Genomic DNA, 26,370 nt, shown 5'->3' on the forward strand with positions numbered 1-26,370 from the left:
TCCTCGTTAGTCTTGGTCGCGTACGTATTCACAACGGATCGAAGCACCAATAGTCGCTTCGATCTCAGGGATCATAAAGGAGTCATCTTCGGTGGCAAAACTAACCGATTTACCCATTTCCCCACCACGACCAGTACGACCGATACGGTGAACGTAATCCTCTGGATCTTCTGGTAACGTATAGTTAACTACCAACTCAATGTTGTCCACGTGGATACCACGACCCGCAACATCCGTTGCCACCAACACTTGGATGCTACCGTCTTTAAACTTGGCCAGTGTCTTAACACGTTTTTCCTGAGACACTTCACCAGACAACATAGCACAGTTGATGTTGGCTTTTTTCAGCTTCTCGTTTAGATCACGGGTCTCATCACGACGGTTAGCAAAGATAATGGTACGTTGATTACCGTTCTCTTCGATCAGCTTTTTCAGAATCGGCCATTTCTGGTTATTCGAAACCGTGTAAATCACCTGATCGATGTTTTTATTAGTAGTTTCCTTTGGTACCACTGACACTTCTTTTGGGTGGAACGTCCACTGACGAGCCAATGCTTGTACGTCTTTCGGGAAGGTCGCACTGAACAACATAGTTTGACGACGCTCTTTATGCGGCGTCATACGAATGATGCTTTTCACATCAGGAATAAAGCCCATAGACAACATGCGGTCTGCTTCATCAAGCACCACACATTCTACTTTATTCAACATCACCTTCTTATTGCGTGCAAAGTCCAGTAAACGACCTGGTGTTGCCACCACTAAGTCAACGTATTCAGTCTCTAGCTGCTTACGCTGCTTGTCATAGTCCATACCACCGACAAGCGACACGACATTCAGGTTGGTGAACTTAGTTAGCTTCTCCGCTTCGTCAGCGATCTGTAACGCCAGTTCACGTGTCGGCGCGATGATTAAACCGCGCGGGAAGTGATTTGGACGCTCGCCTTCCACTGGATAATCTAAGAAGTCACTGATCATAGCGATCAAGAATGCCGCCGTTTTACCAGTACCTGTCTGGGCTTGACCAATTAAGTCATAGCCTTGCAAGGTTGCAGGTAATGTTGCTGCTTGAATTTCACTGCAGTATTCAAAGCCCATTTTTTGGATCGCTTTTAACACGCGATCAGGTAGGTTTAGGTCGTGGAAACGGACTTTCCCTTCAACTTCAGGCACTTTGAAGTCTTTAATAGACCAAAGTTCACCACTTTCCTTTTCAGCAGCCGGAGTTTTCGCTCCCGTTGCGTTAGCACTGCTTTTGTTGTGTTTACGACGGGGTCTGCGTTGGCGCTTTGGTCCCTTTGATTCAGGGCGCGCGGCTTGTTGCTGTTTTTCCATGTGAGAGTCTTTAATCTCTTTTGATTGAATGTTTGTTAACAAGGCTCCGAGTGTACCTAAATGACTCGGCATTATCACCTTTAGTTTTTAAATCTGCCGGTAAGGCGGCAAACTATTGATCAGTTGCCTACCATAGCGTTTTGTTTTTAAGCGCTTATCCAGTATATGAATTTCGCCGCTGTCGTTCTCGCTACGCAGTAATCGACCGGTGGCCTGCACCAGTCTTAAGGACGCATCTGGAATGGTAATTTCCATAAACGGATTACCGCCGCGCTTTTGGATCCATTCCGCTAACGTCGCTTCCACTGGGTCATCCGGCACAGCAAATGGAATTTTCGCGATGTACACACGGGTTAGATACTTGCCAGGCAAATCCACCCCTTCGGCAAAACTAGCCAGACCAAAAAGCAAGCTGCCCTTATCCTCATCAATCGCGTCTTTGTGACTGTCTAGGATAATGCGCTTGGACTGCTCCCCCTGCATCAGCAAGATATCTTTCAAATCCTCTTTAATACCCGCAGCCACTTCTTCCATTTGACGTCTTGAAGAGAACAACACTAAAGATCCGAGCTTGGTATCCACCTGCTCGTTGAGATATTTAATCAGTTCTTTGGTGTGTGCATCCGCATGATTCGGTTCTGCCTCCATCTGAGGCACCACTAGAGTACCTTTGTTGGCAAAATCAAACGGGCTGATGACACGTAGGTATTCGCTTTCTCGCGGTACTCCAGAGCGCATATTAAAACGATGAAACTCATTAAGGGCCGTTAGGGTCGCTGAAGTCACCACTGCCCCAAAGCACTTATCCCACAACTGCATACGTAAAGTATGTGCCGCTAAGATCGGCGAACCGCCGAGCTCAATATCTTGATCCATGCCTTGGCCTACCACCATTAACCAGCGGGCATTAGGCGGGTAGTTTTGGTCATCTTGAGTAGAATACAGCTTCCAAAGCTCAGTACAGGCTTCTAAACGCCCAAGAATCACCCCCAAAATCGGCAGCCAATTCTCTGCGGTGTCTTCTTTAATGCCCATGCCTTCGTTCTGCTTTACCTTCTTACATTCGTCTTGAATGTTTTCAATTTGGTTAAACAACTTTTGATAGGACATGGCGAGACTGTAGGCCAGTTGGCGCAGCTCATCAGGAATCACACCAAACTCAAAACGATGCTGGCGGGTTTCTTGGTCTAACCCAAGATTCTGAATAAATGGCGCTAAGCCCTGCTGTACATACTGAATAAAGTTAACCGTACTTTGGATTTGCTGCGGAATTTTCAGCAATATCTGCCCCGTGGTGCTGATTTCTTCGGTCAGCTCTTGGCGCAGGTTTATTAAGTTTTTGTCCAGTTGCTTTAACCAGCTAATACTTTGCTGTAGGCGCACCTCATGGCGGAAGTGGCCAATGGCTTTATCGGGCAAGTGGTGCCCCTCATCGAACACATAAATGGTTTCTTTCGGATCCGATAGAATCGCACCACCGCCTAAGGACAAATCTGCCAACACTAGATCGTGGTTAGCGACAATGACGTCAGCGGTCTCCAGTTCACCACGCGCCTTGAAAAATGGACAGGCAGAGAAGTTGGCGCAGTTACGGTTGGTACACTGTTGGTGATCCGTGGTCAATCGACGCCAATCTTGATCCCTTACAATGCCTTCCCAATTGTCTTTGTCACCATCCCATGTGCCCGCGCGAATGGCATCGTCCATTTCTTGATACAACGGAGTATTCACGTCATCCGCCGCTAGGTGTTGCTCAAACAGCCCAGCAAACATGTCTTCTGTGGCCTGCTCTTCGGCACTGAGAAAACCCTCGAGATTATTCAAGCACATGTAGCGACCGCGACCTTTGGCCAACGTGTAGCGGAAGCTGTAGTCCGTCAGTTCAAGTAGGCTCGGTAATTCTTTGTGCAAAATCTGCTCTTGCAACGCCACGGTGGCTGTTGAGATCACCAGTTTCAAGCCTTTATCTTTGGCAATTGGAATAGCTGACAAACAGTAGGACAGCGTTTTACCCGTACCCGTTCCTGCTTCAACGACCGCCACATGTTTTTCGCCCAGCCGCTCCCCTTCTGACCCTTGCTTGATGTTGCCAAGGGTACGAGCAATGGTGGCAATCATATGACGCTGGCCAACACGAGCCTTATGCCCCTTTGCTTCAAGGTAGGCACGGTAGGCAATTTGAATTTTTTCTTTAATCGAGTCTGAAAGCATGGATTTTAGTTGAGCAATTAATGATTAGCTGTATATAATAACAGTAACTGTATAAACAAACAGATGCCATATGATTAAATTAACGAAAAGACAGTCCGACGTACTCGAGACGATTCGCGAATTCATCAACGAAACCGGCTTCCCGCCGACTCGTGCTGAAATTGCGACGCGCTTAGGTTTCCGCTCACCTAATGCTGCCGAAGAACACCTTAAGGCACTGTGCAAAAAAGGCGCGATCGAGATGCTTTCTGGCGCATCTCGCGGCATTCGCCTCGTAGAGCAAGAACCAGTCAGCAGCGCTAACGATGAAAACGGCACCTTGCCGATCATTGGTCGCGTCGCCGCAGGTTACCCCATTCTTGCTCAGGAAAACATTGATTCACGCATCAGTATTGCCGCCGAGATGTTCTCACCCAAGGCCGATTACTTGTTATCTGTAAACGGCATGAGTATGAAGAACGCAGGTATTCTGGATGGCGATCTACTTGCTGTGCATAAAACTCACACGGTGCGCAATGGCCAAATCGTGGTTGCCCGCATTGGCGATGAGGTAACCGTTAAGCGATTTGAGCAAAAAGGGCGCGAAGTACGCTTGATTCCTGAAAACGAAGAATTCTCTGACATCATCGTTGACCTTGAGAGCGAAGATTTCGCTATCGAAGGTTTGTCGGTTGGCGTTATCCGCCGCAGCAACTAAGCCGCACCACAAAACAATAAGGCATGATTTGAGCTGATCAAATCATGCCTTTTTTTATTTCTAACCACGTAAGAGCTTAGTGCAAAATACGTGGCATAAATTCTTCATCGTGAGCCTCTGACTCACCGGCAGCACCATCAAAGTCGCCAAAATCTTCCGAATAAACAAAGTCGATGCCAGCATGGAACATGCATTTGGCCAATTCGAAATAACGATCTTTCAAAAAGTCTTTGGTGTCATCAGAGATAGTTAAGGTTGCAATCGGCGTTTTATCATCGTCTTCCCCTGCTGGGCGAAGCACGATCTCACCATTTTCTAACTCTACTATTTCTAGGTATGTATCTTTCATTGTTAATATTCTGCTGCGTCCTCGCGAAAGCGTAAGACAAGCTCAGTTAATGAGCTCAAAATGTATTGAGTTGAGGCGCCCGCATCGGAACCACGTCCGATCAGCTCTACCTCGGTAGCATAAGCATGACTGCCAACTTGGCATTCTAATGCGGCATTATACGCACTTAATAGCTGACTTAGCCATGATTGGGGATTTAACTTATGTTGTGCCAACTCATTTAAGACTGGCACACTGATACCTTGATGGTCTGCCGCGATCAGTAAGGCGTCCAATTCCAGCACCCCTTGCAAGCTGTAAGAGGTTTTCACTTCTTGTAGCAAACCGTTTAGGGCGCTGCGCAATTGAAACAATGCGGATGACTCAAAACTCTGCGTCATCCAGTCATTGTCAGACTCTTGGCTTTGCTGCAGTAAGCGTCGCGCCCCATCAAGGCGCTGATTGGTAATACTGGCTAAGCTCGAACCACTCATTTTTTCTTACCGTGCTCGATCTTCCACTTACCTCCATCATAGAACGCTTTCCAACCGGTTGGCTTGCCTTCTACTTCGGTCATAATGTACTGCTCTTTGGTTTTACGGCTAAAGCGAATCACCGTTGGATTGCCTTCTTCGTCCTGCAATGGCGCCGAATCGAAGTAATGGTACTTTGGATCAATCTGATCCATGTAAGGTTTTAGCTCTTTCACCAAAGGTGGTCGTGTTTCACGCTTGCGCGGGAACTGGCTTGCCGCTAGGAATAAACCGGTGGCTCCGTCTCGAAGGACATAATGGTCTTCTACCTTTTGACACGCTAGATCTGGCATCGGTACAGGATCCATCTTTGGTGGTGCGACTTCACCATTCTTTAGCAGCTTACGAGTATTCTTACACTCTTCACTGGTACAACCAAAGTACTTTCCAAAACGGCCCGTCTTAAGTTGCATGTCCGACCCACACTTATCACACTCAATCACAGGACCATCATAGCCTTTGAGCTTGAATGTGCCTTGCTCCACTTCGAAGCCTGGGCAAGATGGATTGTTACCACAAACGTGCAATTTACGCTGCTCATCAACTAGGTAACTGTCCATCGCCGAATCACAGATGCTACAGCGACGCTTGTTGATCAGGGCTTTAGACTCACCTTCGTCATCGTCTACCGCAACAGCCTCATCACCACTCACCAGGTTAATGGTCGCTTTACAACGCTCTTTTGGCGGTAGCGCATAACCTGAACAAGACAAGAACACACCAGTACTCGCGGTACGAATTTGCATCGGGCGACCACAGGTTGGACATGGAATGTCCGTTGGTGTCGGCTCATTAGGAGCCATACCGCCGTCTTCCGCTTCCGCTTGATTCAGGGTTTGACTAAAGTCTTGGTAGAAGTTGTTAAGAACTTGAATCCAATCTTTTTCTCCTTCGGCGATGTCGTCGAGCTTCTCTTCCATTTGCGCGGTGAAGCTGTAGTTCATCAAATCATCGAAGCTTGCTACCAAACGGTCGGTGACGATATCACCCATCTTTTCAGCGTAGAAACGACGGTTATCGACGCGTACATAACCACGATCCTGAATCGTAGAAATAATCGACGCGTAAGTAGATGGTCGGCCAATACCACGCTTCTCAAGCTCTTTTACCAAACTGGCCTCACTGTAACGTGCCGGTGGCTTGGTAAAGTGCTGAGCCGGACTTAAGTTAAGCAAGGTCAGCGCATCACCTTTTTGCACATCCGGAAGAATGGTGTCTTCTGCTTTTTTGCCGACAGGCGTCAGCACACGAGTATAACCATCAAAACGCAGAATACGGCCTTTAGCGCGTAGCTCATATTCCCCAGCCATCACAGTGATTGTGGTCGAGGTGTATTCTGCTGGCGTCATCTGACAGGCAATAAATTGATTGCGGATCAAGTCGTATAGACGATGCGCATCTTTATCCATGCCTTGTAGCATATCTTGTGTCACCGTCACACTGGATGGACGGATCGCTTCGTGGGCCTCTTGCGCACCTTCTTTACTTGAATAGCGCAAAGCTTCTTTTGGCAAGTACGCATCACCGTAGTTACCTTGAATGAACTCGCGTACGGCTTCCACGGCTTCCTGACTCAAGTTGGTCGAGTCGGTACGCATATAAGTAATGTAACCCGCTTCGTACAAACGCTGTGCCAGCATCATGGTCTTCTTAACACCAAAACTTAGACGCGTACTCGCGGCTTGTTGTAGCGTTGAAGTGATAAAGGGGGCCGACGGTTTAGACTTGGTTGGCTTGTCTTCGCGGTTAGCGACATTAAAAGGTAGTTTTTCAATGCGTTGAACATGTTCATCCGACTGAGCTTTAGACGTTGGACGGTATTCTTTACCTTGATACTTGGCCGTCTCAAAGGTGATATTGGCATCATCTTTGGTCGCCAAGTTCGCATCCAATTCCCAAAATTCTTCTGGGTTAAAGGCGCGAATTTCTTTTTCACGTTCAACAATCAAACGCACCGCTACCGACTGAACACGTCCAGCCGATAGGCCGCGAGCCACTTTTGCCCATAACAATGGCGACACCATAAAGCCCACAACACGGTCAAGAAAACGACGCGCTTGTTGAGCGTTGACACGGTTCATGTCCAAATCAGATGGTGTCTCAAAGGCAGATTTGATCGCGTTCTTGGTAATTTCGTTAAACACAACACGCTTGTAACGGCTGTCATCACCACCAATGGCTTCACGTAAGTGCCATGCAATCGCCTCACCCTCTCTATCCAAATCGGTTGCGAGATAGATGGTTTCAGCGTTCTTGGCTAAGCGTTTTAGCTCATCAACGACTTTTTCTTTACCAGGAAGCACCTCGTAATGGGCCGCCCAGTTGTGCTCTGGATCTACGCCCATACGGTTGATCAGCTGCTTGCGGGATTTGGTACGCTTGTATTCCGCTTTTTCTTCAGGACTCATTTTACGAGTCAGAGCAGCCTGCTTAGCACGTTCCTGTGGTGTAGAGGTGGACGTTGTACCAGACGGAAGATCTCGGATATGACCAACACTCGACTTAACGACATAGTCGTTACCGAGGTACTTGTTAATAGTTTTCGCCTTGGCTGGCGATTCCACGATTACCAGAGATTTAGCCATTGGGTTGTTCGAGCCTTAATTACTTTGAAAGATGAACGTGCTTAGAATACTTTAGGGGCGCAGATATTAAGCAAAGCGCTAATATATGACAAGCAATCCCTTACAGATTCGCAACATTCCTATTGCCGAGTCCAGCATTTGCCCTTTAACATACTGAAATCATTTAAAAAGGACAATCATGGCTACGCTTCAGATCTTAACTATAGTCATTCTTTTCATAATCGTACTGGTTTCAGTGGTAATAGGATCACGTGCGCATCAAAAAGAACAAGAGCTTAAGGAGCGCCGTCTTAAGTACCTACAACTGCAAAATCGCGCCGACCGAATGGAGCAGCACATCATCGGTTTGCGTGCACTGAATACAGACATGATTGTCAGTGACGTCTTCTATGACTTTTATTTAGAAAGCCTGCGTGAGCTAATATCTTACTCAGACGACCCTGAAAAAGTCGAAGAACGCATTGCCAAAGCCGAAGCGGAACGGGAAAGCGCACCCGCTGAACTTGACCTTGAACCCGCTGAAATGAGTTTTCACGAGAAAACAAAATACAAAGAACGTCTTACTAAAGCTGCCAAAATGCTGCTCTATATGCGTCGCAAAGGGCGCATCAGTAACACCCACTATAAATTGTGTTACTCGTATTTGCGCTGGCTTAACCTTTGGATTCAATTGAATCGTCAAATTGTACAAGCCAACAAAAACTTCCACAGCGGCGACATGCGTGTAGCACAAACACTGTACAGCGTGATACATTCGCATTTAAAGTCCAACAATATTGATCGTGCCGAAAAGAAACAGCTGGAGCAATTTGTTGATGACCGCATGAAAGAAATCATTGCCCCACAGATCATGGCCATTCAAGACGCAGAAAACCCTGAAGAAGCCTTGTCAGAGTTTATGCACACCTTAGAAATTGAGGACCAATCCGCGGCAGCAGACCCTAACGCACCTGCAAAAGGGCATCAATAATCGCGTTCGCATCATCCACAACAGCCTCATCACCACGTTCACGCCAAAACAAGCTAACGCCCTGCGGGGCCACTTCAATCGCTTCAAACGCGCCGTGATGCTTCTCAAGCAGCTTCGCAAGTGACTCTGGCAGATCAAAAGGACGACTGGCGTACCAGCCCTTGCAGATTGAATCGTGTTTCCACACTTCATACGGGTAAAGATTGAGATCAGCAAACTCTTTTAATGGCTTCTCATGATATTTCCGATAACCACAAACACTGACCTTATGGGTCACCTTATCCCATTTATCTGGCAACGCCACCTGAGTCAGCTGCACATTAATACCATGCTTACGAGCCAGCATACGTAACGCCATTTTTTCGCGCTCGCGCTTCGATGGCATGACCCATAAGGCCGATCCCATCAAGGAAAGCGTAATAAATACTACAATTAAAGCTGTCATTGAATTACTCTTAAATTATCGAGAACAAATGGAACCTAAAAATTGGAGGTGTCCTATGCCCTACCAACGCATTGTTTTAGCGGTGGATTTAACGGATGAAAGTATTACAGTTGCCAATAAGGCCGCGGCAATGTGCAAAGCCTTTGATGGCGAGCTCACCATTATCCACGTTATCGAATCCCTGAACTACGCTTACGGCGGCGATGTACCCATCGACGTAAGCGATATCCAAGAACAACTTCAAGACACAGCCACCAAACACATGCAGGCCCTAGTGGATCAACTGGAGATCCCTGTAAAAGAAACCATAGTGACACAAGGTGGTATCGAAAGTGAGATCCATCGCACAGCGGAAGATCTTGAGGCCGACCTAATTATTGTCGGCAGCCATGGGCGCCACGGCCTTGCATTACTACTTGGCTCCACTGCCAACGGCGTCCTACACGGTGCGCCCTGCGACGTACTCGCGGTTCGCGTAAAGTCTGAACACTAATACTCATGTAGCAGCACAAACAAAAGGGAGGCTGTTTCAGCCTCCCTTTTTAATGCTTATGCCAGCAAGACACTAACCGCGCGTCCAAGTCGTCCCTTCACGAGTATCTAGCAAGGTAATCCCCTGCTCTAGCAACAAATCACGAATCTCATCGCTGCGAGCAAAGTTCTTGTCTTTACGCGCTTGAGCACGCTCAGCAATATAACCTTCGATCTCTTCAGCAGAAATACCTTCGCTGATTGTACTGTTTTGCATGAAGTATTCAGGATCTTGTGACAACAGACCAAGCACATCCGCCAGCGCTTTCAGCTCGGCCGCCAATGTTGCTGCTTGCTCACTGCCTTCAGCTCGCGCTTTATTTAATTCACGCACCAATTCAAACAACACCGACAGCGCCACCGCTGTATTGAAATCGTCACGCATCGCATCTTCAAAACGCGTGGTGTAATCGGTCGCCACATAGCTTTGCGCCACCTCTTGACCACGAAGCGCTGTATACAAACGTTCAAGAGCGGTTTTAGCTTCTTTTAAGCTAGCATCCGAGTAGTCAATGCTGCTGCGGTATTGGCTCGATACCATTAAGTAACGCACAACTTCTGGATTAAACTTCTCTAGCACTTCACGAATGGTAAAGAAGTTACCTAGAGATTTAGACATCTTTTCATTGTTCACACGCACCGCGCCACAGTGCATCCAGTAGTTAACATACTGTTCACCCGTGGCCGCTTCTGATTGTGCAATCTCATTCTCGTGATGCGGGAACTTAAGGTCTGGACCGCCACCGTGAATATCGAAGTGATTACCAAGACAGTGAGTCGACATAGCCGAACACTCAATGTGCCAACCCGGACGACCTTTACCCCATGGAGAGTCCCAAGAAACTTCACCGTCTTTGGCAGGCTTCCACAGAACGAAATCTGCAGGGTGTTCTTTTGAAGCTTCCACTTCAATACGTGCACCAGCCAACATTTCCTCAAGCTTACGGTTATTTAATTTACCGTATTCTTCAAATTTGCTGGCACGGTAGAACACATCACCGCTGTTGCCTTGATAAGCAAAGCCTTTGTCCACTAGCACTTGAATCATATCAATGATCTGTTGCATGAACTCAGTCGCTTTAGGCTCTAAGTCCGGAAGCTTATTTCCCAGCGCCACTTCGTCTTCATGCATGGCGGCAATCATACGCTCGGTTAGCTCAGACGTCGTCTCACCATTTTCTTCCGCACGCTTGATAATTTTGTCATCCACGTCAGTGATGTTACGCACGAAGGTCAGGTCGTAACCAATATGACGCAGGAAGCGCGTGATAACATCAAAAGAGATCATCGCTCGCGCGTGGCCGATGTGGCAGTAGTCATAGACCGTGATACCACATACGTACATTTTAACTTTACCTTCCTCGATCGGCTTGAACTCTTCCTTCTTGCCAGTCAGGGTATTAAAAACTTTTAACATGCTATGCCTTAGCCTTTCGCTTCGATTTTCGCCCAAGAGTCACGAAGTGTCACAGTACGGTTAAACACCATACCCTCTTCCTTTAGATCGCGGCAGAAGTAACCTTCCCGCTCAAACTGGAAACCAACGCCTGGCTCTGCTTGCGCTAGTGATGGTTCAAGTTTCGCATTTTCTGCAACCGACATAGATTCTGGGTTAATGAAATCTAGGAATGTTTTACCTTCGTGTTTCGCATCTGGTGCTTCGTCGCTGAATAGACGATCGTATAGGCGAACTTTTGCATCTACGGCGTGCTTAGCACTTACCCAGTGAATCACACCTTTTGGTTTGTAACCTTCTGGGTTAACGCCCAGTGTGTTTTCATCGTAGGTACAGAGTAGTTCAACCACATTGCCTGCTTCGTCACGAATCACTTCATTACACGTAATCACATAACCACCACGCAGACGTACAGCAGAGTCAAGGCTTAAACGCTTCCATTTACGCGGCGCCACTTCTTCAAAGTCTGCTGCGTCGATGAAAAGCTCTTTGCTAAACGGAACTTCACGAGTGCCGGCTTCTTCATTTTTCGGGTGATTACCAACATTAAAGATTTCTTCTTTATCTTCTGGGTAGTTGGTTAACGTCACCTTAATAGGATTTAGTACTGCCATGGCGCGATTCGCGTTCGCATCCAAGTCTTCACGAATAGCGTGTTCCAACATACCGAAGTCAACAATACTGTCGGACTTAGTCACACCGATACGCTCACAGAAGTTACGGATCGACGCAGGCGTAAAACCACGACGGCGCATGCCTGAAATCGTTGGCATACGCGGATCGTCCCACGCTTCCACGTGACCTTCGTCGACCAGTTGCTTCAGCTTACGCTTACTTGTCACTGTGTAGTTCAAGTTCAGACGAGCAAATTCGATTTGTTGCGGGTGCGCTGTACCCAATGTATCAAGCGTCCAATCGTATAGCGGACGGTGATCTTGGAACTCAAGCGTACAGATAGAGTGGGTAATATTTTCTAGCGCATCGGATAAACAGTGGGTGAAGTCGTACATCGGGTAGACACACCATTTGTCACCGGTTTGGTGGTGATGTACGTGACGAATACGGTAGATAATCGGGTCGCGCAGATTGATGTTTGGGCTGGCCATATCAATCTTGGCACGCAGTACTTTTTCACCGTCTGCGTATTTACCATCACGCATTTCCATGAACAATGCCAAGTTTTCTTCTGGCGTACGATCACGGTATGGGCTGTTCTTACCAGGCTCTTTCAATGTGCCACGGTATTCACGCATTTGCTCAGCGTTTAATTCACAAACGTATGCTTTGCCAGCCTTAATCAACTCACAAGCAAAATCAAACAGTTGATCAAAATAGTCAGATGCATATTTAGGCTCACCGGCCCAGTCAAAGCCTAACCACTCCACATCACGTTTGATGGATTCAATGTATTCAACGCTTTCTTTTTCAGGGTTGGTATCGTCGAAGCGTAAGTTACATTGGCCTTGGTAGCGTTGTGCAATGCCGAAATTTAGGCAGATAGATTTAGCATGGCCGATGTGAAGATAACCGTTTGGCTCAGGTGGAAAGCGCGTTAGGACTTTGCCGCCGTGTTTGCCAGTTTCGTTATCTTTATCAATAATTTGGGTGATGAAATTCCCAGTTTTAGACGCTTCTGACATGTTATGTTCGAATCCCGATTGGTGTTCATGTAACGATTAGAAAAATTAGCGCACAAGTATATCTGATTTTGTTTGTTGATTGGTACGCTCAAAAGTGATTTTAAGCGCCAAGCCACAATTTCATTAAGAAAAACACCAACACCCCCACGCAAATAGTAAGCAATTGACGCTTAAACATTAACCCCACCAGCAGTGACGTTAGTGCGCCAACAAACCATGGATTCATCAAGCTGACTGCCAAGCCTTCACTATCCGTCAGCGACATAGGCGCGATAATGGCCGTTAACACAGAAATCGGCACAAATTTGAGTGCCTTATCCAACCATTCAGGGATCTCTGCTTTATGGGCGCTGGCAAACAGCACCACACGAATACCGTAGGTCACCACAAACATTCCCAAAATAATCAAGACAAGCTCTAGACTAGACATTGGTCGTCGCTCCTTTCTTGTTAGCACCCGAGAGACGATCTAGAGAATACCCTATCACTACCGCCAGTAAGGTGGACACAATCAGCCCAAGGTGGTTGGGCATATCCTTGAGCAAAATCGACGCCACTAGCGCTACAGCAAACGCCCCCCAATAGGGAACACTTTTTAGATAAGGGGTAATAATGCCGATAAAGGTGGCCACCATGGCAAACTCCAAGCCCCACTCACTGATCCCCGGTATGTACTCACCGGCCAACGCCCCTATCACCGTGGTTATATTCCACATTAAATAGAAGCTCAGGAAGGAACCTAGATAAACCTGATGACCATTAGATCGGTCAGCAGACCCCATATCGTACATCGGACGTACCGCGGCATAGGTTTCATCAATCAGACCAAACCCCATGATAAGACGTAGCTTCAACGGCAGGTGCTTCACGAAGCGCAACATGTCTGCGGCATATAAGATATGACGCAGATTGACGACAAAGGTCGTTAGCACAATCACCCATAAAGGCGCATCGGCGGCAATCAAACCAAGCGCCACAAATTGCGCCGATCCCGCAAAGACAATGCTCGACATGGCAATCGCGAACCAAATACTGAGATCATTCGCCGCAGCTAACGAACCAAACAGCAAGCCAAACGGCAAGCCACCGACAATCATAGGAAGAGAGGCTAAGGCTCCACGCTGAGCATTTTGAAAAGCATTCATACTAAGCACCCAACGCCTTTACCATGCGAACATTGGCTCTAGGCACACTAAAAGAAGTCACTTGTTCTTCAGTAAAACCCAATTTCTGATACAGAGAGAGGGCTGGAGTCAAAGAGGTATGTGACTCCAGAACAATGCGACTCGCCTGCATCGCTGTCGCTTCATTGATAGCATCTTGCAGCAAGCGCTCACCGAGCCCTAAACGCTGAAATCTCTCACTGACTGCCAATTTCCCCAACTCAACCACACCGGCCTGCTCTGGCATGATGAAATAAGCCGCAACCGGCTGACCCTCAACATAAGCCACTTTAACTTTGCCCCCTTGAGCTAAAATGTGGCTCTTTGGATCGTTTAGCAGCAAACGATCCTTGTCATAGATGTCATCTTTGAAAAAGCGTTCTAGCCAAGCCATATTCAGAGCTTTAAAGGCCCTAAAATCTTCTTCAGACTGGCACTCTTTGAGTATCAGCTTCTCGGGGTGCAAACGAAGCAAAACACGTTTGGCATAGGGGCCATTCAGTAAATTCTTTTCCAGCTCCCCAAGCTGCTCTAAGAAAGAGCCCGACGCATGACCAAGATAGTAGGTCAGCTCATGGCCAATGGCCGCTAATACAGGTTCAGCCTTTAGCATTTCTTCACGACACAACTCAGACAAACAAATAACGGAACGTCGCTGATCTTGCTCATCCGGCACCTTTAGTAGCAAGCCTTCCTTCATCATCTTGGTCACTTGCTTACTGACCGCCGGATGGGACAAACCTAAATGCTCAGATATTTGCACAACAGAAAGAGAGGCTTGCTGCTGCAGAAGGCGCAAAATGGGGAAGTAGGTCGAAGAAATCTTTAAGGATTCAGCACTGTAAACCGACTGCACCTCATTATAAAGAAAGTCACTCAGACGCTTTAAGCGACTCCCCAATGACAAAACACCAAACTGCTCCATATCTAAACCACCCACAAAACTACGTAACTGGTTACCTATAATATATACGTAACCGGTTACGTACAACCCACTTTAATGATGGAATATGTCAATTTAGACGCAAAGACTAGTTACACGACGGGTATTTGCTATAATCCGCGCCCTTGAAACGAAGGGGATTATCCATGTCAAACAAAGCCGTTGTGGTCTATTCAGGAGGAATGGATTCTTACACAGTGCTGCACACAGCACTTGCCGAAGGAAAAGAGGTGTACGCACTGTCGTTTAACTACGGCCAGCGCCACAGCAAAGAATTAGATGTGGCAGCCGCGGTTTGCGCAAAGCACGGTATTCCACACAAGATCGTCGACATCTCTGCGATCAACGATCTAATGGCAGGATCATCACTGACCAGCGACATTGAGATTCCAGAAGGCCATTACGCTGAAGACAGCATGAAAAACACCGTCGTGCCAAATCGCAATATGGTACTGCTGTCGATGGCCATTGCTTACGCTGTCTCTTTAGAGGCCCCTGAGGTCTATTACGGCGCCCATTCTGGCGATCATCATATTTACCCAGATTGCCGCCCAGAGTTCGTTCACGCCATGAATGCGGTGTCTAAAATTGCCAACTATGAGCCAGTTGAAATTGTTACGCCATTTTTAAACAGCTCCAAGGGCGAAATCCTAGCCGCTGGTTTGGCTATGAATTTGGACTACGGCAACACTTGGACTTGTTATAATGGTCGTGAACATGCCTGTGGTAAATGCGGCGCCTGCAATGAGCGCTTAGAAGCCTTCGCAGAACAAGGCATCACCGATCCACTCACTTACGAAGCTTAACCTCTTACGTCTAAGAGCCGTTTGCTTCTGTTTAACCCGATTTAGCCTTTGCCAAGCAATTCGCTAATGACTGTTATCACTATCAGCCCCGACTGTTTTCGGGTGATTGAAGGAATAACCATGTACTCAATTAAAGAAGCGTTCTATTCCCTACAGGGAGAAGGCGCTCATGCTGGCCGCCCCGCCATCTTTTGCCGCTTTACTGGCTGCAATCTATGGAGCGGTAAAGAAAAACATCGCGCCAGTGCGCAATGTCAGTTTTGCGATACCGACTTTATCGGTACCGACGGTCAGAATGGCGGCAAGTTTAAAAGCGCCGTAGATTTAATCTCGCATTTAGATAACTTATGGCCAGTAGGCACGAACCATAAGTATTTAATCTTTACTGGCGGCGAACCTGCACTGCAATTGGATGATGAGTTAATTGCCGCAGCGAAAGCCTCACACTACACCTTAGCCATCGAAACCAACGGTACCCTTCCCCTTCCCGATGGCATTGATTGGATTTGCGTGAGCCCCAAGACCGCAGAACCTCTAGTAGTGAACCGTGGTAGTGAGCTGAAACTCATCTTTCCGCAGGAACATTTGCCACCTAATTTGTTTACCGACCTTGAATTTGAACACTTTTACCTCCAACCAATGGATCAGAGTGCTTTACCGGAAGGTCGTGAGCGTGTTGATGACGCTCAAGCACAGACAATTCGTTACTGTTTACAGAATCCACAGTGGCGTCTAAGTTTACAAACACATAAAATGCTTGGCATTGATTGATTTATTACACCTAACTGAATAAAGGAAAAGTTACATGATCGTTTTCCATACGAATTTTGGCGATATCACTATCGAATTGAACTACGAGAAAGCGCCAAAAACGGCTAAAAACTTTGAAGAATATGTAACATCAGGCTTCTACGACGGCGTGATTTTCCACCGTGTTATCAACGGTTTCATGGTCCAAGGCGGTGGTTTTGAGCCTGGCATGAAGCAAAAAGAAACGCGCGCACCAATCGAAAACGAAGCAGACAACGGCCTAGAAAACGTCGCCGGCTCTCTAGCCATGGCTCGTACAATGGACCCACACTCAGCGTCAGCACAATTCTTTATCAACGTTGCTGACAACAGCTTCCTTAACCACCGTAGCAAAACACCAGACGGTTGGGGTTACGCGGTATTCGGTAAAGTGACTGCGGGCATGGACGTTGTCAACAAGATCAAAGAAGTTCAAACAACGATCAAAGCAGGCCACCAAGACGTTCCTGCAGAAGACGTTATCATCGAGTCTGCTGAGCTAATCAAAGAATAAGTTCATGCTTCGATACTTCATCTCAGATTTGCATTTGAGTGACAAACGCCTGGATTTAATCCAGGCGTTTGTGCATTTGACCGATGAAATTTGCCAAAACACTGGCGAAACCGAGCTGTACATCCTTGGGGATTTTTTCGAAGCCTATATCGGCGACGATTACCAACCGAATTGGATGATTACGCTCGATCAGCAATTTGCCAAGTTACATCAACACCAGGTTACCACCTACTTCATCGCCGGCAATCGCGATTTCTTAGTCGGCAAAGACTGGTTTCAGCGCAATCAGGTGATCGAGCTCAATGAACAACACCCCCTAGCGCAAAATGGCCATACCGTTATTTTGACCCATGGAGACGAGTTCTGTATCGATGACCAAGCCTATCAAGGGTTTCGTGCCATGGTGCGACAACCTGAATGGCAACAACAGGTTTTAAGCATGCCATTGGAGCAGCGTTTAGCTTTAGCACAAAAGCTACGCGATGACTCAAAGAGTATGTCTGCCGATAAAAGCATGGCGATCATGGACGTCAACATTGGCACTATCAATGAATCCTTATCGTCCGAAACGGATCTATTGATTCATGGCCATACCCATCGTCCAGCACTGCATAGTGACGAAAACATTACTCGCCTAGTGCTAGGCGACTGGGATCAATGGCTGTGGTGTGGTGTACTGGAAGGCAATCATTTCAGTCAATATCAGATTTCAGCACAGGCCTATCTTGAAAAGGCAATCAAGATTGAAGAATGGCAAAAGATGCATAGCCTAACGCTTAACTAATCAGTAGCCACGCGCATAAGGCTAGCTAGAAACAAAAAAAGAGCAGATAATCTGCTCTTTTTTTACAAGTGAAGAAGCTCTCTAACCCAGTCGGTTTCGGCACGATTTCTCGAGCGCTTATATTCTAGATTACGATCGTGGAGGACGGCGATCGCACGAAAGAAAGCATTGTTTACAGTAACCGGACTCAGTTCAATCCCGTATTTAGACCACCAATGTTGCTGCGCTTTACTCGTCAGCACTTGGTACAAATAATCTAGCTCTACCGTTCCTTGATACACCTGCTCAAGATCGATACCAGGATCACTCTTGGCAATCTGTAGCGTCAGCCAATAAGTCACATCTGGCAATAAATCGTTAGTTTGCGTGCCCATCTTAAGCCCTCCTCTTGTTAGAGTAGTATCTTCGAGATTAGCACAACAAAAACGTTTGTGAAGGGAATTCTTTACAAACGTTTGTTTTAGTTCAGTAAACAGTTAGGTAAATGATTGTATCTAAGGGGAATATTGAGACACATTAAGCCGCTTGTGGCGGACCACTGTGCACACGAAACTCTACATCAGGCTCGGTAATAAGCTGGTGTTCTACCTCACGGAAAAACTGAACTCGCTCATCAATTGGCTCACCAGCATACTCTTCCGCAAGGGACAAGTAATCTTCAAAATGGCGTGCTTCGGATTTTAGCAATGACTTGTAGAACTTCGAAATCTCAGGGGCAAGATGCGGAATTAAGACCGCAAAACGCTCACAAGAGCGAGCTTCTACAAAGGCACCAATAATCAAGGTATCGATGAGCTTAGCTGGCTCATGGGTGCGAATATGCTTGCGTAAGCCGCTGGCATAGCGTGATGCTTCAAGGTGACGGTATTCCACATCACGATTCTTCATGATCTTCAGCACTTGCTCAAAATGCAGTAGCTCTTCACGGGCCAACTGAGACATCTTATGCAACAGATTTTCCCGATCCACATAGCGATACATTAGGTTCATTGCCGTTGATGCCGCCTTTTTTTCACAATGAGCGTGGTCGATCAAAAGCAATTCTTCGTTTTCCAAAGCCCATTGCACCCACTCTTTTGGGGACTCACATGGCAAAAACTCTACCAACTCGGGATAATCAGTTAACATCAAGGCTACCTTTTCTCTGAAAAAAAACCGATTATACTCTGATTAAGACACATTATCAGCACAAGCAAAACATTGATTTGGATATCAATTCGCTAATGAATCAATACTATGACGTAACAAAATTAAGCATTGGACAGCAAGTTGGCGTTGAGGTCGATCCTTACGTACTTAACTATCCATTAAGCGATGACAAAAGTGTTTGGGTTGCCGATCAAGGCGGTCAGTCATTTGTGCTGCGTTTTTTCCGCTCCGACCGCGGCGACGTAAACCAGTTTCTTTCCATTGCACGACGACACGCCAAGCTTAAGCACCCCTCCATCACCCGCAGCTACCCACCGTTTTATTCAAACTTTTGGGTATTTTCGATTTATTCCTTGTGTGGTGGCGAGCGCTTATTTAGCTATCTTGGCAAGTACCCTGATGGCGCCTCACTAAATGTCGTGCTAAGCATCTTTGATCCGATTGCTAAAGCGCTAGACCAAGTACATCAGCATGGCTACATTCACGGCCATCTAGATTTGAGTAGCGTGCACATTGTCAATGGCGCCGGTGTACTCACAGGCTTTGGCACCCACAGCTGGCTGGATAAAATTACCGACCAAGACATGGATGGTCGTTTTATACCGCCCGAGTACCATAAGCGTCGCCCAACCATGTCGATTGCATCAGACAACTACATGTTTATGCGCCTATTGATCGCCGCGCTGGTAGGCGAGTCCTGGCTCGACAACGGTAAAGTGGAAAAATTGCCGCACCATGTGGAAGAATTGGATCAGGATACTTGGAAAAAGATCAAAAACTGGGCACGCCCAGCAGAGCGCCATCGCCCTAAGTCTCTCGTTGAAGTGATGCGCCTGTTGCGCGCCAACCTCTTCGTCAACAGCGCTAAAGCCAATGTGGAGGCACCACCTCCTGCCCCTAAAGCGAGCCGACCCACATCGCACTATGTTGGCGCCGGTGCCGGCGTACTCGCCGCAGCCGCCATCGCTGCGACATTGCTTTGGCCGACAGCTGACGACGCTCCCGACGAGCCGACCAACAACACACCAGTGGCAACTGCCGAGAGCCGCTTTGATGCCCTCCCCCAAGTTCTAGAGGAGCCCCTAAAGGACGGCGGCAAGGCGCCCAAGGTAGAAAAGATTGCCCCAGCCAAATTTCAAATGGGTGATATCAATGGTTCTGGTGACAGCAACGAATCCCCGGTCCATGAAGTAGACATTCCAACAGGCTTCTACTTCAGCAAAACCGAGGTTACCTTTGCGCAGTATGATCGCTTTGCCAGGGCAAGTGGAAGGGCCATGCCCCCCGACAATGGCTGGGGGCGTGACAATCGCCCCGTAATCAATATCAGCTGGTACGATGCCAAAGCCTACACCGCTTGGCTATCGGATCAGACGGGGGCCGAATACCGCTTACCAACGGAGATTGAATGGGAATACTCTGCGCGGGCCGGCTCTGGCACTGCTTACTGGTACGGCAACGAAGTCAAACCGGGATACAGCGTCTGTGACAGCTGTGGCAGTCAGTGGGATGGCGTTTCGACAGCCCCAGTCGCCTCGCAGGCGAGCAACCCACTGGGCATTTTTGATATGCACGGCAACGTCGCGGAATGGGTAGAAGATTGCTATCACGAAAACTATCAAGGAGCCCCAAACACCAATCAAGTCTGGCTTTCGGACCAATGTAATGGACGAGTCCTACGCGGCGGCTCATGGTTTGATGTGCCAACCGTTGGACGCAGCGCCACCCGCTACCGTGCTGACCCGAACTTACGTGCCAGCAACTGGGGCTTCCGTGTGGTACGACTGGCATCACCATAACTTTGCTGCCAGAGCGCAATGAATAAGTAACATAAATAACCCCTATTATCGATTTATATAGCCAACGGCACTTCCAAGTGCCGTTTTTTATATACAATAAAAGCAGTGTTCAATTTGCCAGTACCCAACTCTGCTTGCATGCGACTCCTGTGCAAGCTGTGTAGTTGAGGTGTAAATAACGTCGATTCACAAAATTGATGTCAAACGTAAGGGGAACAATGATGTTAGAAGCGTATCGTAAACACGTCGAAGAACGTGCCTCCCAAGGTATCCCAGCCACACCGCTCGACGCAGAACAAAGTGCCGCTCTGGTAGAGCTTCTTAAAGCGCCACCAGCAGGCGAAGATGAATTCCTCCTAGACCTTTTCAAGAACCGCATTCCAGCAGGTGTCGACGAAGCCGCCTACGTTAAAGCTGGCTTCCTTGCTGCCATCACCAAGGGGGAAGCTTCATCTCCCCTGATCGACAAACAGCTTGCCACAGAACTGTTAGGCACAATGTTTGGCGGTTACAACATCCAACCTCTTATTGATTGCTTAGACGACACAGACATTGCCCCAATCGCCGCAAAAGCACTGTCGCATACCCTTCTCATCTTTGATGCTTTCCACGATGTAGAAGAGAAAGCCAAAGCCGCTAACGAATACGCGAAACAAATCATTCAGTCCTGGGCCGATGGCGAATGGTTCACCTCAAAGCCCAAACTGGAAGAAAAAATCACGGTAACGGTATTCAAAGTCCCAGGCGAAACCAATACCGATGACCTCTCTCCGGCGCCTGACGCTTGGTCAAGACCAGACATCCCACTGCACGCCAACGCCATGCTAAAAATGGCACGCGATGGCATTACACCAGACGTAGATGGCGAGATTGGCCCCATCTCTAAAATCAATGAACTGAAAGAAAAAGGCTTTCCACTGGCTTATGTCGGCGATGTCGTCGGCACCGGCTCGAGCCGTAAGTCGGCAACCAATTCTGTATTGTGGCATATGGGTGATGACATTCCATTCATCCCGAATAAGCGCGCAGGCGGCGTCTGCATCGGCGGCAAGATTGCACCTATCTTTTTTAACACCATGGAAGATGCTGGCGCGTTACCTATTGAGATGGATGTCGACGGCATGGAAATGGGCGATGTGATCGACATTTATCCATACGAAGGCGTGGTTAAGAAACATGACAGCGGCGATGTCATCACATCTTTCTCACTGAAAACTCAAGTACTGCTAGACGAAGTACGTGCAGGCGGCCGTATTCCATTGATCATCGGCCGTGGCCTAACCAACAAGGCGAGAGAATCCTTGGGCCTTGAGACATCTGATCTGTTCCTAAAACCTGGTGACGTTGCCGACTCAGGTAAAGGCTATACCCTAGCACAGAAGATGGTGGGCAAAGCCTGCGGTCTTGAAGGCGTTCGCCCGAATGCTTACTGTGAGCCTAAAATGACCACGGTGGGCTCGCAAGACACCACAGGCCCGATGACCCGTGACGAGCTCAAAGATTTGGCTTGCCTTGGCTTTAGCTCTGACCTAGTGATGCAATCCTTCTGTCACACGGCGGCCTACCCAAAACCCGTAGACGTGGTGACACATCATACGCTCCCTGATTTCATCATGAACCGCGGCGGCGTTTCACTGCGCCCTGGTGACGGCATCATCCATTCCTGGTTAAACCGCATGCTGCTACCTGACACCGTCGGCACTGGCGGTGACTCTCATACCCGCTTCCCGCTAGGCATCTCTTTCCCAGCAGGATCAGGGCTGGTGGCGTTTGCCGCAGCCACAGGAGTGATGCCACTTGATATGCCCGAGTCTGTATTGGTTCGCTTTAAAGGTACCATGCAGCCTGGCATCACATTACGAGACCTAGTCCATGCGATTCCTTACCAAGCCATCAAAGATGGCCATCTAACGGTTGAAAAGAAAGGCAAGAAAAACGTGTTCTCTGGCCGCATTCTGGAGATAGAAGGGCTTGAACACCTAACCACCGAACAAGCATTTGAACTATCGGATGCTTCCGCTGAGCGCTCTGCAGCTGGCTGTACTATTAATCTTTCTGAGGAATCCGTTGCCGAGTACCTTAAATCCAACATTGTCATGCTGCGCTGGATGATTGCGGAAGGCTATGGTGACCCTCGCACCCTTGAGCGCCGGGCTAAGGCAATGGAAGCATGGCTAGCAGATCCGAAGCTAATGCGTGCCGACGCAGATGCGGAATACGCAGCCGTCATCGAAATTGACTTGGATGAATTAAAAGAGCCGGTTCTGTGTGCACCAAACGATCCTGATGACGCACGCCTCCTATCTGAAGTGCAAGGCGAGCAAATTGATGAGGTCTTTATTGGCTCCTGTATGACCAATATTGGCCACTTCCGCGCAGCTGGCAAACTCCTAGAGTCAGCCGGACAAGTGGTCCCCACACGCCTATGGATTGTTCCACCGACCAAGATGGATCAACAGCAACTGACAGCGGAAGGCTACTACAGCATCTTTGGTAAGGCGGGCGCACGAGTGGAAATGCCTGGCTGTTCTCTATGTATGGGTAACCAAGCACGTGTTGCTGACAAAGCAACCGTTGTCTCCACATCCACACGTAACTTTCCTAACCGCCTAGGTAATGGGGCAAATGTATTCCTAGCATCAGCTGAGCTGGCTGCCGTTTCTTCCCTACTGGGTAAACTGCCTACACCCGCTGAGTACCTAGAGTACGCCAATAAGATCAACAGCATGTCTGCCGAGATATACAACTATCTAAACTTTGATCAAATGGGTGATTACGTTAAGAAAGCTTCTTCTGTTATCGCTACGGATGCTTCGGCATAAAACTCTGAAAACGCCTTCAAAACAAAAAAAGCCCGCTGAGCAAGCTAAGCGGGCTTTTTCTTACCTGCATGTTTACCTTAACCAATGCAGTTTTTGGCAAGCATAAAGCAATGAAATCCAAAAACAAAAAGGGCGCTAATAAGCGCCCTTCTCTATCGGTGAAGTGTTTGCCTTTAGATCGCCTCACGACGCTCTAGTTCGTTAAACTCTTCTTGCTCTTCACGTTCTTCAAGAGACTCGACATCACGTGCATCCGGGTGATGTTTACGACCTTCGTGCTTTGATTTGTGTTTTAAAAGCTGTTTCTCAAGTTTCTCAACCAAAGTATCAACTGCCGCACCCAATTGCTTATCCGTAGTAACTGAGGCAAATAAATCATGACCTGGAATGTGGACTCGCGCCTCAACAATCAGCTCACTTTTGTTTTGGTGGTTTTCAGAGTTAACAATGACTTTGATTGATGTAATCTGGCTGTTGATGTCAGCAAGCTGATCCATTCCCTCTTTAATCGTTGCCTGAACTTCTTCAGTAGTGTGAACATGGTGACCGCTGATATCTAATGTGTACATAATAATTATTCCTTCTTCCTATCCCCTTTGCTCGGGGACGTTTAGCGTTTCATTGTCACACTTAATAAACTAAGGCTCCCAGAATCGTTTTTCAACACCCTTTCAACAAAAAGGGTAAGAAATAATGATAAAGAACAGAGCTGCTTGATAAATTCAAAACATCAAACGCTCAACCTTTGTTCATTTATTAACCACAACAAAACCCGCTTTAAAATCTCTCGCTCCAAAACAAGCAAACAACAGACTCCTCAAGCAATAAAACCCTTTGAACTGTGCAGGTATTTCCATGACATAGCACATAGCACATAGCGAACAGTAAAAAGTGAGAAGCCCAAGCAGCAATCAAAGCCTAAAAACACACAAGATGATAACCTTTATCAACTACTAATTAGGCACACACTCTATCCAAAACAAAAACCATGTCGCATAATGAATTGTTTTTGGCGCATTTGAGATACAATAAAACATCATTTTTTTATAGCTAAAATATTTTTCAAAAAAGTTTGTTTCTTTTAAATTATTATCTAGCTAGTCGATTTTAGTGTGGTTGGCGTCGTTTTTATGACAATATACTTTCTAGCTAACCACTAAAAATTCATTCGAATAAAAAATATAATTTCTATATTTTTCAACAACTTAAGATTTTATTGCCAATAAAGTAATGTTTACATGGTGTTTTGATCGAACTAAATGGTTAATCGCCAGTCCTAAACAATGCCCCACAAAAAAATCACATTTAATGTGAAATTTCCTTAAATTGACGTTGTCGTGCACAATTCTACCGTGATATGTTGTTTACGAAATTGTTAACTACCTCAGTAAGAAATGAGGAAGTGACAAGTAGTCGCTGAATAGCAAATAAATGAAAGGAACAGAATTTATGATCATGACGAAAAAAGTTTTGGCAGTAAGTGTACTAGCTGGTCTAGGCGGTCTATCACAATCAGCTCTAGCATTTAACATCGATGCTGGTGATGTACAAGCAAGTGTATACGGCTACGCACAACTAAACGCTGTTTACGATATCAATGAAGACATCGGTGCTACTACTCAAGCAGGCCAGTTCAGCGGTCTGACTGACGCTAGCAACGTTGCTGAAGGCCATTTCGATGCAGACGCTCAACAGTCTCGTATCGGTATCTCTGCTCAGCATAAAGATGGCGCGAAAGTCGTTGTAGAAGGTGACTTCCGTGGTGGCACTTTCCGCATCCGTCACGCTTACGGCGCTTACGGCAACTGGACAGTTGGTCGCACTTGGTCAAACTACAACAGCTGGACAGGCTGGACTCCTACTCTTGACTTCGACTCTACTGCAGGCAGCCCTGGTGTGCAGGACCGTGTTGAGCAAGTACGCTACTCTGATGGCGGTTTATCTTTCGCACTTGAGAAAGATTACTGGCCAAACGTAAACGACGGCTCATCTGATTGGAGCGGTTCAACTAAGTCTGCAGCACCTAGCTTTACTGCACGTTACGAAGGCTCAGCAGCAGACGGCGTTAACTACGTGGTAGCTGGTGTTGGTCGTATCCTTACACTAGATGATGGCACTACAGATGAATCAGCAGTTGGCTTCGGTGCTTTCACTGGTGTTGATGTAAACATGGGCGCGGTAACACTTCATGCGGTAGTGAACTACTCTGATGGTGCTAATGCGTACCTATACCGTTCTGGCGGCAACTTCGGTGGCACTGACGCTTACCTACACAATGGTGACCTAGAGACAGTTTCTGCTTGGGGTGGCTCTATCGGTCTATCTACTAAGATCGGCGATGGCGACTTCAACATCGTTTACGGTAAAGTAAAAATGGACCTAGACGATATGAGCGCAGACCTAGGCAACGTTGGTGGCAACAACGAGTCTAACACTAACGCTTTCGTTAACTACATGTGGTACCCAGTTGACAACGTAATGATGGGTGTTGAGGTTGGTTACTTCAAGAGCGATTACTACGGCGGCGGCGATGCTGACGCAACTCGTGTAATGTACTCTGCTCAGTACAGCTTCTAATAATTCGTTACATCGACACTGATAAGCCACCCTTCCTCCCCTGAAGGGTGGCATTCATAATCGAACTTTCTTTGATATCGGAAATGTTGCTGTAGGCATTTCCGATTTTTTTATGCCCTAAGAATCAAGAAAGCCTGCCCCCCTCCTATCCTATCCAAACTAAACCTGTAGTGGTCTAATAAAACCGGACACCATTTAAGGTGGTAATATAGCCACATCAAAAGAGGTGTCCAATGACAAAACAACGTCGTACATTTTCAACAGAGTTTAAGCATGAAGCAGCCTGCTTAGTG

Annotated in this window: 24 protein-coding genes; 10 read left to right on the forward strand and 14 right to left on the reverse strand. The window is 47.3% G+C overall.

Going from position 1 to position 26,370, the window contains the following annotated elements:
- Positions 1-6 precede the first annotated feature (6 nt).
- Together MAQ5080_RS09780 and dinG are read right to left on the reverse strand one after the other, a co-directional pair.
- Positions 7-1,335 carry a DEAD/DEAH box helicase gene (locus MAQ5080_RS09780; RefSeq protein WP_067209277.1) on the reverse strand — a complete coding sequence of 443 codons (1,329 nt, stop codon included), beginning with the start codon at positions 1,333-1,335 and terminating at the stop codon, positions 7-9.
- Positions 1,336-1,422: 87 nt separating this feature from the next.
- A complete protein-coding gene (gene dinG, locus MAQ5080_RS09785; protein WP_067209280.1) occupies positions 1,423-3,546 on the reverse strand; it encodes an ATP-dependent DNA helicase DinG in 2,124 nt (707 codons plus the stop codon).
- 70 nt (positions 3,547-3,616) lie between these two features.
- Here dinG and lexA point away from each other — a divergent pair, with 70 nt between their 5' ends.
- Positions 3,617-4,243, forward strand: coding sequence for a transcriptional repressor LexA (gene lexA, locus MAQ5080_RS09790; RefSeq protein WP_067209283.1), 627 nt, complete (start codon positions 3,617-3,619; stop codon positions 4,241-4,243).
- A gap of 76 nt (positions 4,244-4,319) precedes the next feature.
- On the opposite strand, the gene MAQ5080_RS09795 is transcribed toward lexA, so the two are convergent.
- From MAQ5080_RS09795 to topA, 3 genes are read right to left on the reverse strand one after another with little or no spacing between them, the layout of a single operon-like run.
- Positions 4,320-4,592 carry a hypothetical protein gene (locus MAQ5080_RS09795; protein WP_067209286.1) on the reverse strand — a complete coding sequence of 91 codons (273 nt, stop codon included), beginning with the start codon at positions 4,590-4,592 and terminating at the stop codon, positions 4,320-4,322.
- 2 nt (positions 4,593-4,594) lie between these two features.
- Entirely contained in the window at positions 4,595-5,065 is a 471-nt protein-coding gene (locus MAQ5080_RS09800; RefSeq protein WP_067209289.1) for a DUF6586 family protein, read from the reverse strand.
- The gene (topA, locus tag MAQ5080_RS09805; protein ID WP_067209292.1) at positions 5,062-7,689 is read right to left on the reverse strand and encodes a type I DNA topoisomerase; all 2,628 of its coding nucleotides are present in this window, start codon (positions 7,687-7,689) and stop codon (positions 5,062-5,064) included. The genes MAQ5080_RS09800 and topA overlap by 4 nt, the downstream gene beginning before the upstream one ends.
- A gap of 235 nt (positions 7,690-7,924) precedes the next feature.
- On the opposite strand from topA, the gene MAQ5080_RS09810 reads away from it, so the two are divergent.
- Positions 7,925-8,659, forward strand: a complete 735-nt coding sequence (locus MAQ5080_RS09810) for a DNA topoisomerase I (protein WP_231870815.1) — start codon at positions 7,925-7,927, stop codon at positions 8,657-8,659.
- Here MAQ5080_RS09810 and MAQ5080_RS09815 read toward each other — a convergent pair.
- On the reverse strand, positions 8,631-9,104 hold the full coding sequence (locus MAQ5080_RS09815) for a hypothetical protein (RefSeq protein WP_067209297.1): 474 nt from the start codon (positions 9,102-9,104) through the stop codon (positions 8,631-8,633). The genes MAQ5080_RS09810 and MAQ5080_RS09815 overlap by 29 nt on opposite strands.
- Positions 9,105-9,159: 55 nt before the next feature.
- Here MAQ5080_RS09815 and MAQ5080_RS09820 point away from each other — a divergent pair, with 55 nt between their 5' ends.
- On the forward strand, positions 9,160-9,597 hold the full coding sequence (locus MAQ5080_RS09820) for a universal stress protein (RefSeq protein ID WP_067209300.1): 438 nt from the start codon (positions 9,160-9,162) through the stop codon (positions 9,595-9,597).
- Between the two features lie 72 nt (positions 9,598-9,669).
- On the opposite strand, the gene cysS is transcribed toward MAQ5080_RS09820, so the two are convergent.
- The 5 genes from cysS to MAQ5080_RS09845 form a co-directional block, all read right to left on the reverse strand.
- Positions 9,670-11,052 (reverse strand): cysteine--tRNA ligase, encoded by a 1,383-nt coding sequence (gene cysS / locus MAQ5080_RS09825; protein ID WP_067209304.1) that lies wholly within the window; start codon positions 11,050-11,052, stop codon positions 9,670-9,672.
- 8 nt (positions 11,053-11,060) lie between these two features.
- Entirely contained in the window at positions 11,061-12,731 is a 1,671-nt protein-coding gene (locus MAQ5080_RS09830; RefSeq protein WP_067209308.1) for a glutamine--tRNA ligase/YqeY domain fusion protein, read from the reverse strand.
- A 100-nt stretch (positions 12,732-12,831) separates the two neighbouring features.
- A complete protein-coding gene (locus MAQ5080_RS09835) occupies positions 12,832-13,161 on the reverse strand; it encodes an AzlD domain-containing protein (RefSeq protein ID WP_067209312.1) in 330 nt (109 codons plus the stop codon).
- Positions 13,154-13,876: an AzlC family ABC transporter permease gene (locus tag MAQ5080_RS09840; RefSeq protein WP_067209316.1), complete on the reverse strand. Its 723-nt coding sequence runs from the start codon at positions 13,874-13,876 to the stop codon at positions 13,154-13,156. The genes MAQ5080_RS09835 and MAQ5080_RS09840 overlap by 8 nt, the downstream gene beginning before the upstream one ends.
- Before the next feature lies 1 nt (position 13,877).
- Entirely contained in the window at positions 13,878-14,819 is a 942-nt protein-coding gene (locus MAQ5080_RS09845; RefSeq protein ID WP_067209319.1) for a bifunctional helix-turn-helix transcriptional regulator/GNAT family N-acetyltransferase, read from the reverse strand.
- A gap of 164 nt (positions 14,820-14,983) precedes the next feature.
- On the opposite strand from MAQ5080_RS09845, the gene queC reads away from it, so the two are divergent.
- The 4 genes from queC (at position 14,984) to MAQ5080_RS09865 (ending at position 17,730) form a co-directional block, all read left to right on the forward strand.
- Entirely contained in the window at positions 14,984-15,643 is a 660-nt protein-coding gene (queC, locus tag MAQ5080_RS09850) for a 7-cyano-7-deazaguanine synthase QueC (protein WP_067209322.1), read from the forward strand.
- 120 nt (positions 15,644-15,763) lie between these two features.
- Positions 15,764-16,414, forward strand: coding sequence for a 7-carboxy-7-deazaguanine synthase (queE, locus tag MAQ5080_RS09855; protein ID WP_067209325.1), 651 nt, complete (start codon positions 15,764-15,766; stop codon positions 16,412-16,414).
- Between the two features lie 34 nt (positions 16,415-16,448).
- Positions 16,449-16,946, forward strand: a complete 498-nt coding sequence (locus tag MAQ5080_RS09860) for a peptidylprolyl isomerase (protein ID WP_067209328.1) — start codon at positions 16,449-16,451, stop codon at positions 16,944-16,946.
- A 4-nt stretch (positions 16,947-16,950) separates the two neighbouring features.
- On the forward strand, positions 16,951-17,730 hold the full coding sequence (locus tag MAQ5080_RS09865; RefSeq protein ID WP_067209331.1) for a UDP-2,3-diacylglucosamine diphosphatase: 780 nt from the start codon (positions 16,951-16,953) through the stop codon (positions 17,728-17,730).
- Between the two features lie 62 nt (positions 17,731-17,792).
- Here the strand turns inward: MAQ5080_RS09865 and MAQ5080_RS09870 are convergent, their stop codons facing one another.
- Positions 17,793-18,104 (reverse strand): hypothetical protein, encoded by a 312-nt coding sequence (locus MAQ5080_RS09870; protein WP_067209335.1) that lies wholly within the window; start codon positions 18,102-18,104, stop codon positions 17,793-17,795.
- Between the two features lie 142 nt (positions 18,105-18,246).
- Entirely contained in the window at positions 18,247-18,858 is a 612-nt protein-coding gene (locus tag MAQ5080_RS09875; RefSeq protein WP_067209338.1) for a MiaE family protein, read from the reverse strand.
- 95 nt (positions 18,859-18,953) lie between these two features.
- Between MAQ5080_RS09875 and MAQ5080_RS09880 the strand changes: the two genes are divergently transcribed.
- Both MAQ5080_RS09880 and acnB read left to right on the forward strand, forming a co-directional pair.
- Entirely contained in the window at positions 18,954-20,678 is a 1,725-nt protein-coding gene (locus MAQ5080_RS09880; RefSeq protein ID WP_067209341.1) for an SUMF1/EgtB/PvdO family nonheme iron enzyme, read from the forward strand.
- Positions 20,679-20,899: 221 nt separating this feature from the next.
- Entirely contained in the window at positions 20,900-23,500 is a 2,601-nt protein-coding gene (gene acnB, locus MAQ5080_RS09885; protein WP_067209343.1) for a bifunctional aconitate hydratase 2/2-methylisocitrate dehydratase, read from the forward strand.
- Positions 23,501-23,673: 173 nt separating this feature from the next.
- On the opposite strand, the gene hpf is transcribed toward acnB, so the two are convergent.
- The gene (hpf, locus tag MAQ5080_RS09890) at positions 23,674-24,069 is read right to left on the reverse strand and encodes a ribosome hibernation-promoting factor, HPF/YfiA family (RefSeq protein WP_067209346.1); all 396 of its coding nucleotides are present in this window, start codon (positions 24,067-24,069) and stop codon (positions 23,674-23,676) included.
- Positions 24,070-24,955: 886 nt separating this feature from the next.
- Between hpf and MAQ5080_RS09895 the strand changes: the two genes are divergently transcribed.
- A complete protein-coding gene (locus MAQ5080_RS09895; protein ID WP_231870816.1) occupies positions 24,956-26,077 on the forward strand; it encodes a DcaP family trimeric outer membrane transporter in 1,122 nt (373 codons plus the stop codon).
- The last annotated feature ends 293 nt before the right edge of the window (positions 26,078-26,370 follow it).

It is taken from the genome of Marinomonas aquimarina (genome assembly GCF_900089755.1).
Taxonomy (GTDB): Bacteria; Pseudomonadota; Gammaproteobacteria; order Pseudomonadales; family Marinomonadaceae; genus Marinomonas; species Marinomonas aquimarina.

Coding starts and splice junctions, on each gene's coding strand:
- queE (WP_067209325.1), top strand. CDS start 15,764: ATGTACTCAATTAAAGAAGCGTTCTATTCCCTACAGGGAGAAGGCGCT.
- MAQ5080_RS09860 (WP_067209328.1), top strand. CDS start 16,449: ATGATCGTTTTCCATACGAATTTTGGCGATATCACTATCGAATTGAAC.
- hpf (WP_067209346.1), bottom strand. CDS start 24,069: ATGTACACATTAGATATCAGCGGTCACCATGTTCACACTACTGAAGAA.
- MAQ5080_RS09815 (WP_067209297.1), bottom strand. CDS start 9,104: ATGACAGCTTTAATTGTAGTATTTATTACGCTTTCCTTGATGGGATCG.
- MAQ5080_RS09835 (WP_067209312.1), bottom strand. CDS start 13,161: ATGTCTAGTCTAGAGCTTGTCTTGATTATTTTGGGAATGTTTGTGGTG.
- MAQ5080_RS09780 (WP_067209277.1), bottom strand. CDS start 1,335: ATGGAAAAACAGCAACAAGCCGCGCGCCCTGAATCAAAGGGACCAAAG.
- queC (WP_067209322.1), top strand. CDS start 14,984: ATGTCAAACAAAGCCGTTGTGGTCTATTCAGGAGGAATGGATTCTTAC.
- MAQ5080_RS09830 (WP_067209308.1), bottom strand. CDS start 12,731: ATGTCAGAAGCGTCTAAAACTGGGAATTTCATCACCCAAATTATTGAT.
- MAQ5080_RS09800 (WP_067209289.1), bottom strand. CDS start 5,065: ATGAGTGGTTCGAGCTTAGCCAGTATTACCAATCAGCGCCTTGATGGG.
- topA (WP_067209292.1), bottom strand. CDS start 7,689: ATGGCTAAATCTCTGGTAATCGTGGAATCGCCAGCCAAGGCGAAAACT.
- MAQ5080_RS09875 (WP_067209338.1), bottom strand. CDS start 18,858: ATGTTAACTGATTATCCCGAGTTGGTAGAGTTTTTGCCATGTGAGTCC.
- MAQ5080_RS09820 (WP_067209300.1), top strand. CDS start 9,160: ATGCCCTACCAACGCATTGTTTTAGCGGTGGATTTAACGGATGAAAGT.
- MAQ5080_RS09865 (WP_067209331.1), top strand. CDS start 16,951: ATGCTTCGATACTTCATCTCAGATTTGCATTTGAGTGACAAACGCCTG.
- MAQ5080_RS09870 (WP_067209335.1), bottom strand. CDS start 18,104: ATGGGCACGCAAACTAACGATTTATTGCCAGATGTGACTTATTGGCTG.
- dinG (WP_067209280.1), bottom strand. CDS start 3,546: ATGCTTTCAGACTCGATTAAAGAAAAAATTCAAATTGCCTACCGTGCC.
- cysS (WP_067209304.1), bottom strand. CDS start 11,052: ATGTTAAAAGTTTTTAATACCCTGACTGGCAAGAAGGAAGAGTTCAAG.
- MAQ5080_RS09845 (WP_067209319.1), bottom strand. CDS start 14,819: ATGGAGCAGTTTGGTGTTTTGTCATTGGGGAGTCGCTTAAAGCGTCTG.
- lexA (WP_067209283.1), top strand. CDS start 3,617: ATGATTAAATTAACGAAAAGACAGTCCGACGTACTCGAGACGATTCGC.
- acnB (WP_067209343.1), top strand. CDS start 20,900: ATGTTAGAAGCGTATCGTAAACACGTCGAAGAACGTGCCTCCCAAGGT.
- MAQ5080_RS09880 (WP_067209341.1), top strand. CDS start 18,954: ATGAATCAATACTATGACGTAACAAAATTAAGCATTGGACAGCAAGTT.
- MAQ5080_RS09895 (WP_231870816.1), top strand. CDS start 24,956: ATGACGAAAAAAGTTTTGGCAGTAAGTGTACTAGCTGGTCTAGGCGGT.
- MAQ5080_RS09795 (WP_067209286.1), bottom strand. CDS start 4,592: ATGAAAGATACATACCTAGAAATAGTAGAGTTAGAAAATGGTGAGATC.
- MAQ5080_RS09840 (WP_067209316.1), bottom strand. CDS start 13,876: ATGAATGCTTTTCAAAATGCTCAGCGTGGAGCCTTAGCCTCTCTTCCT.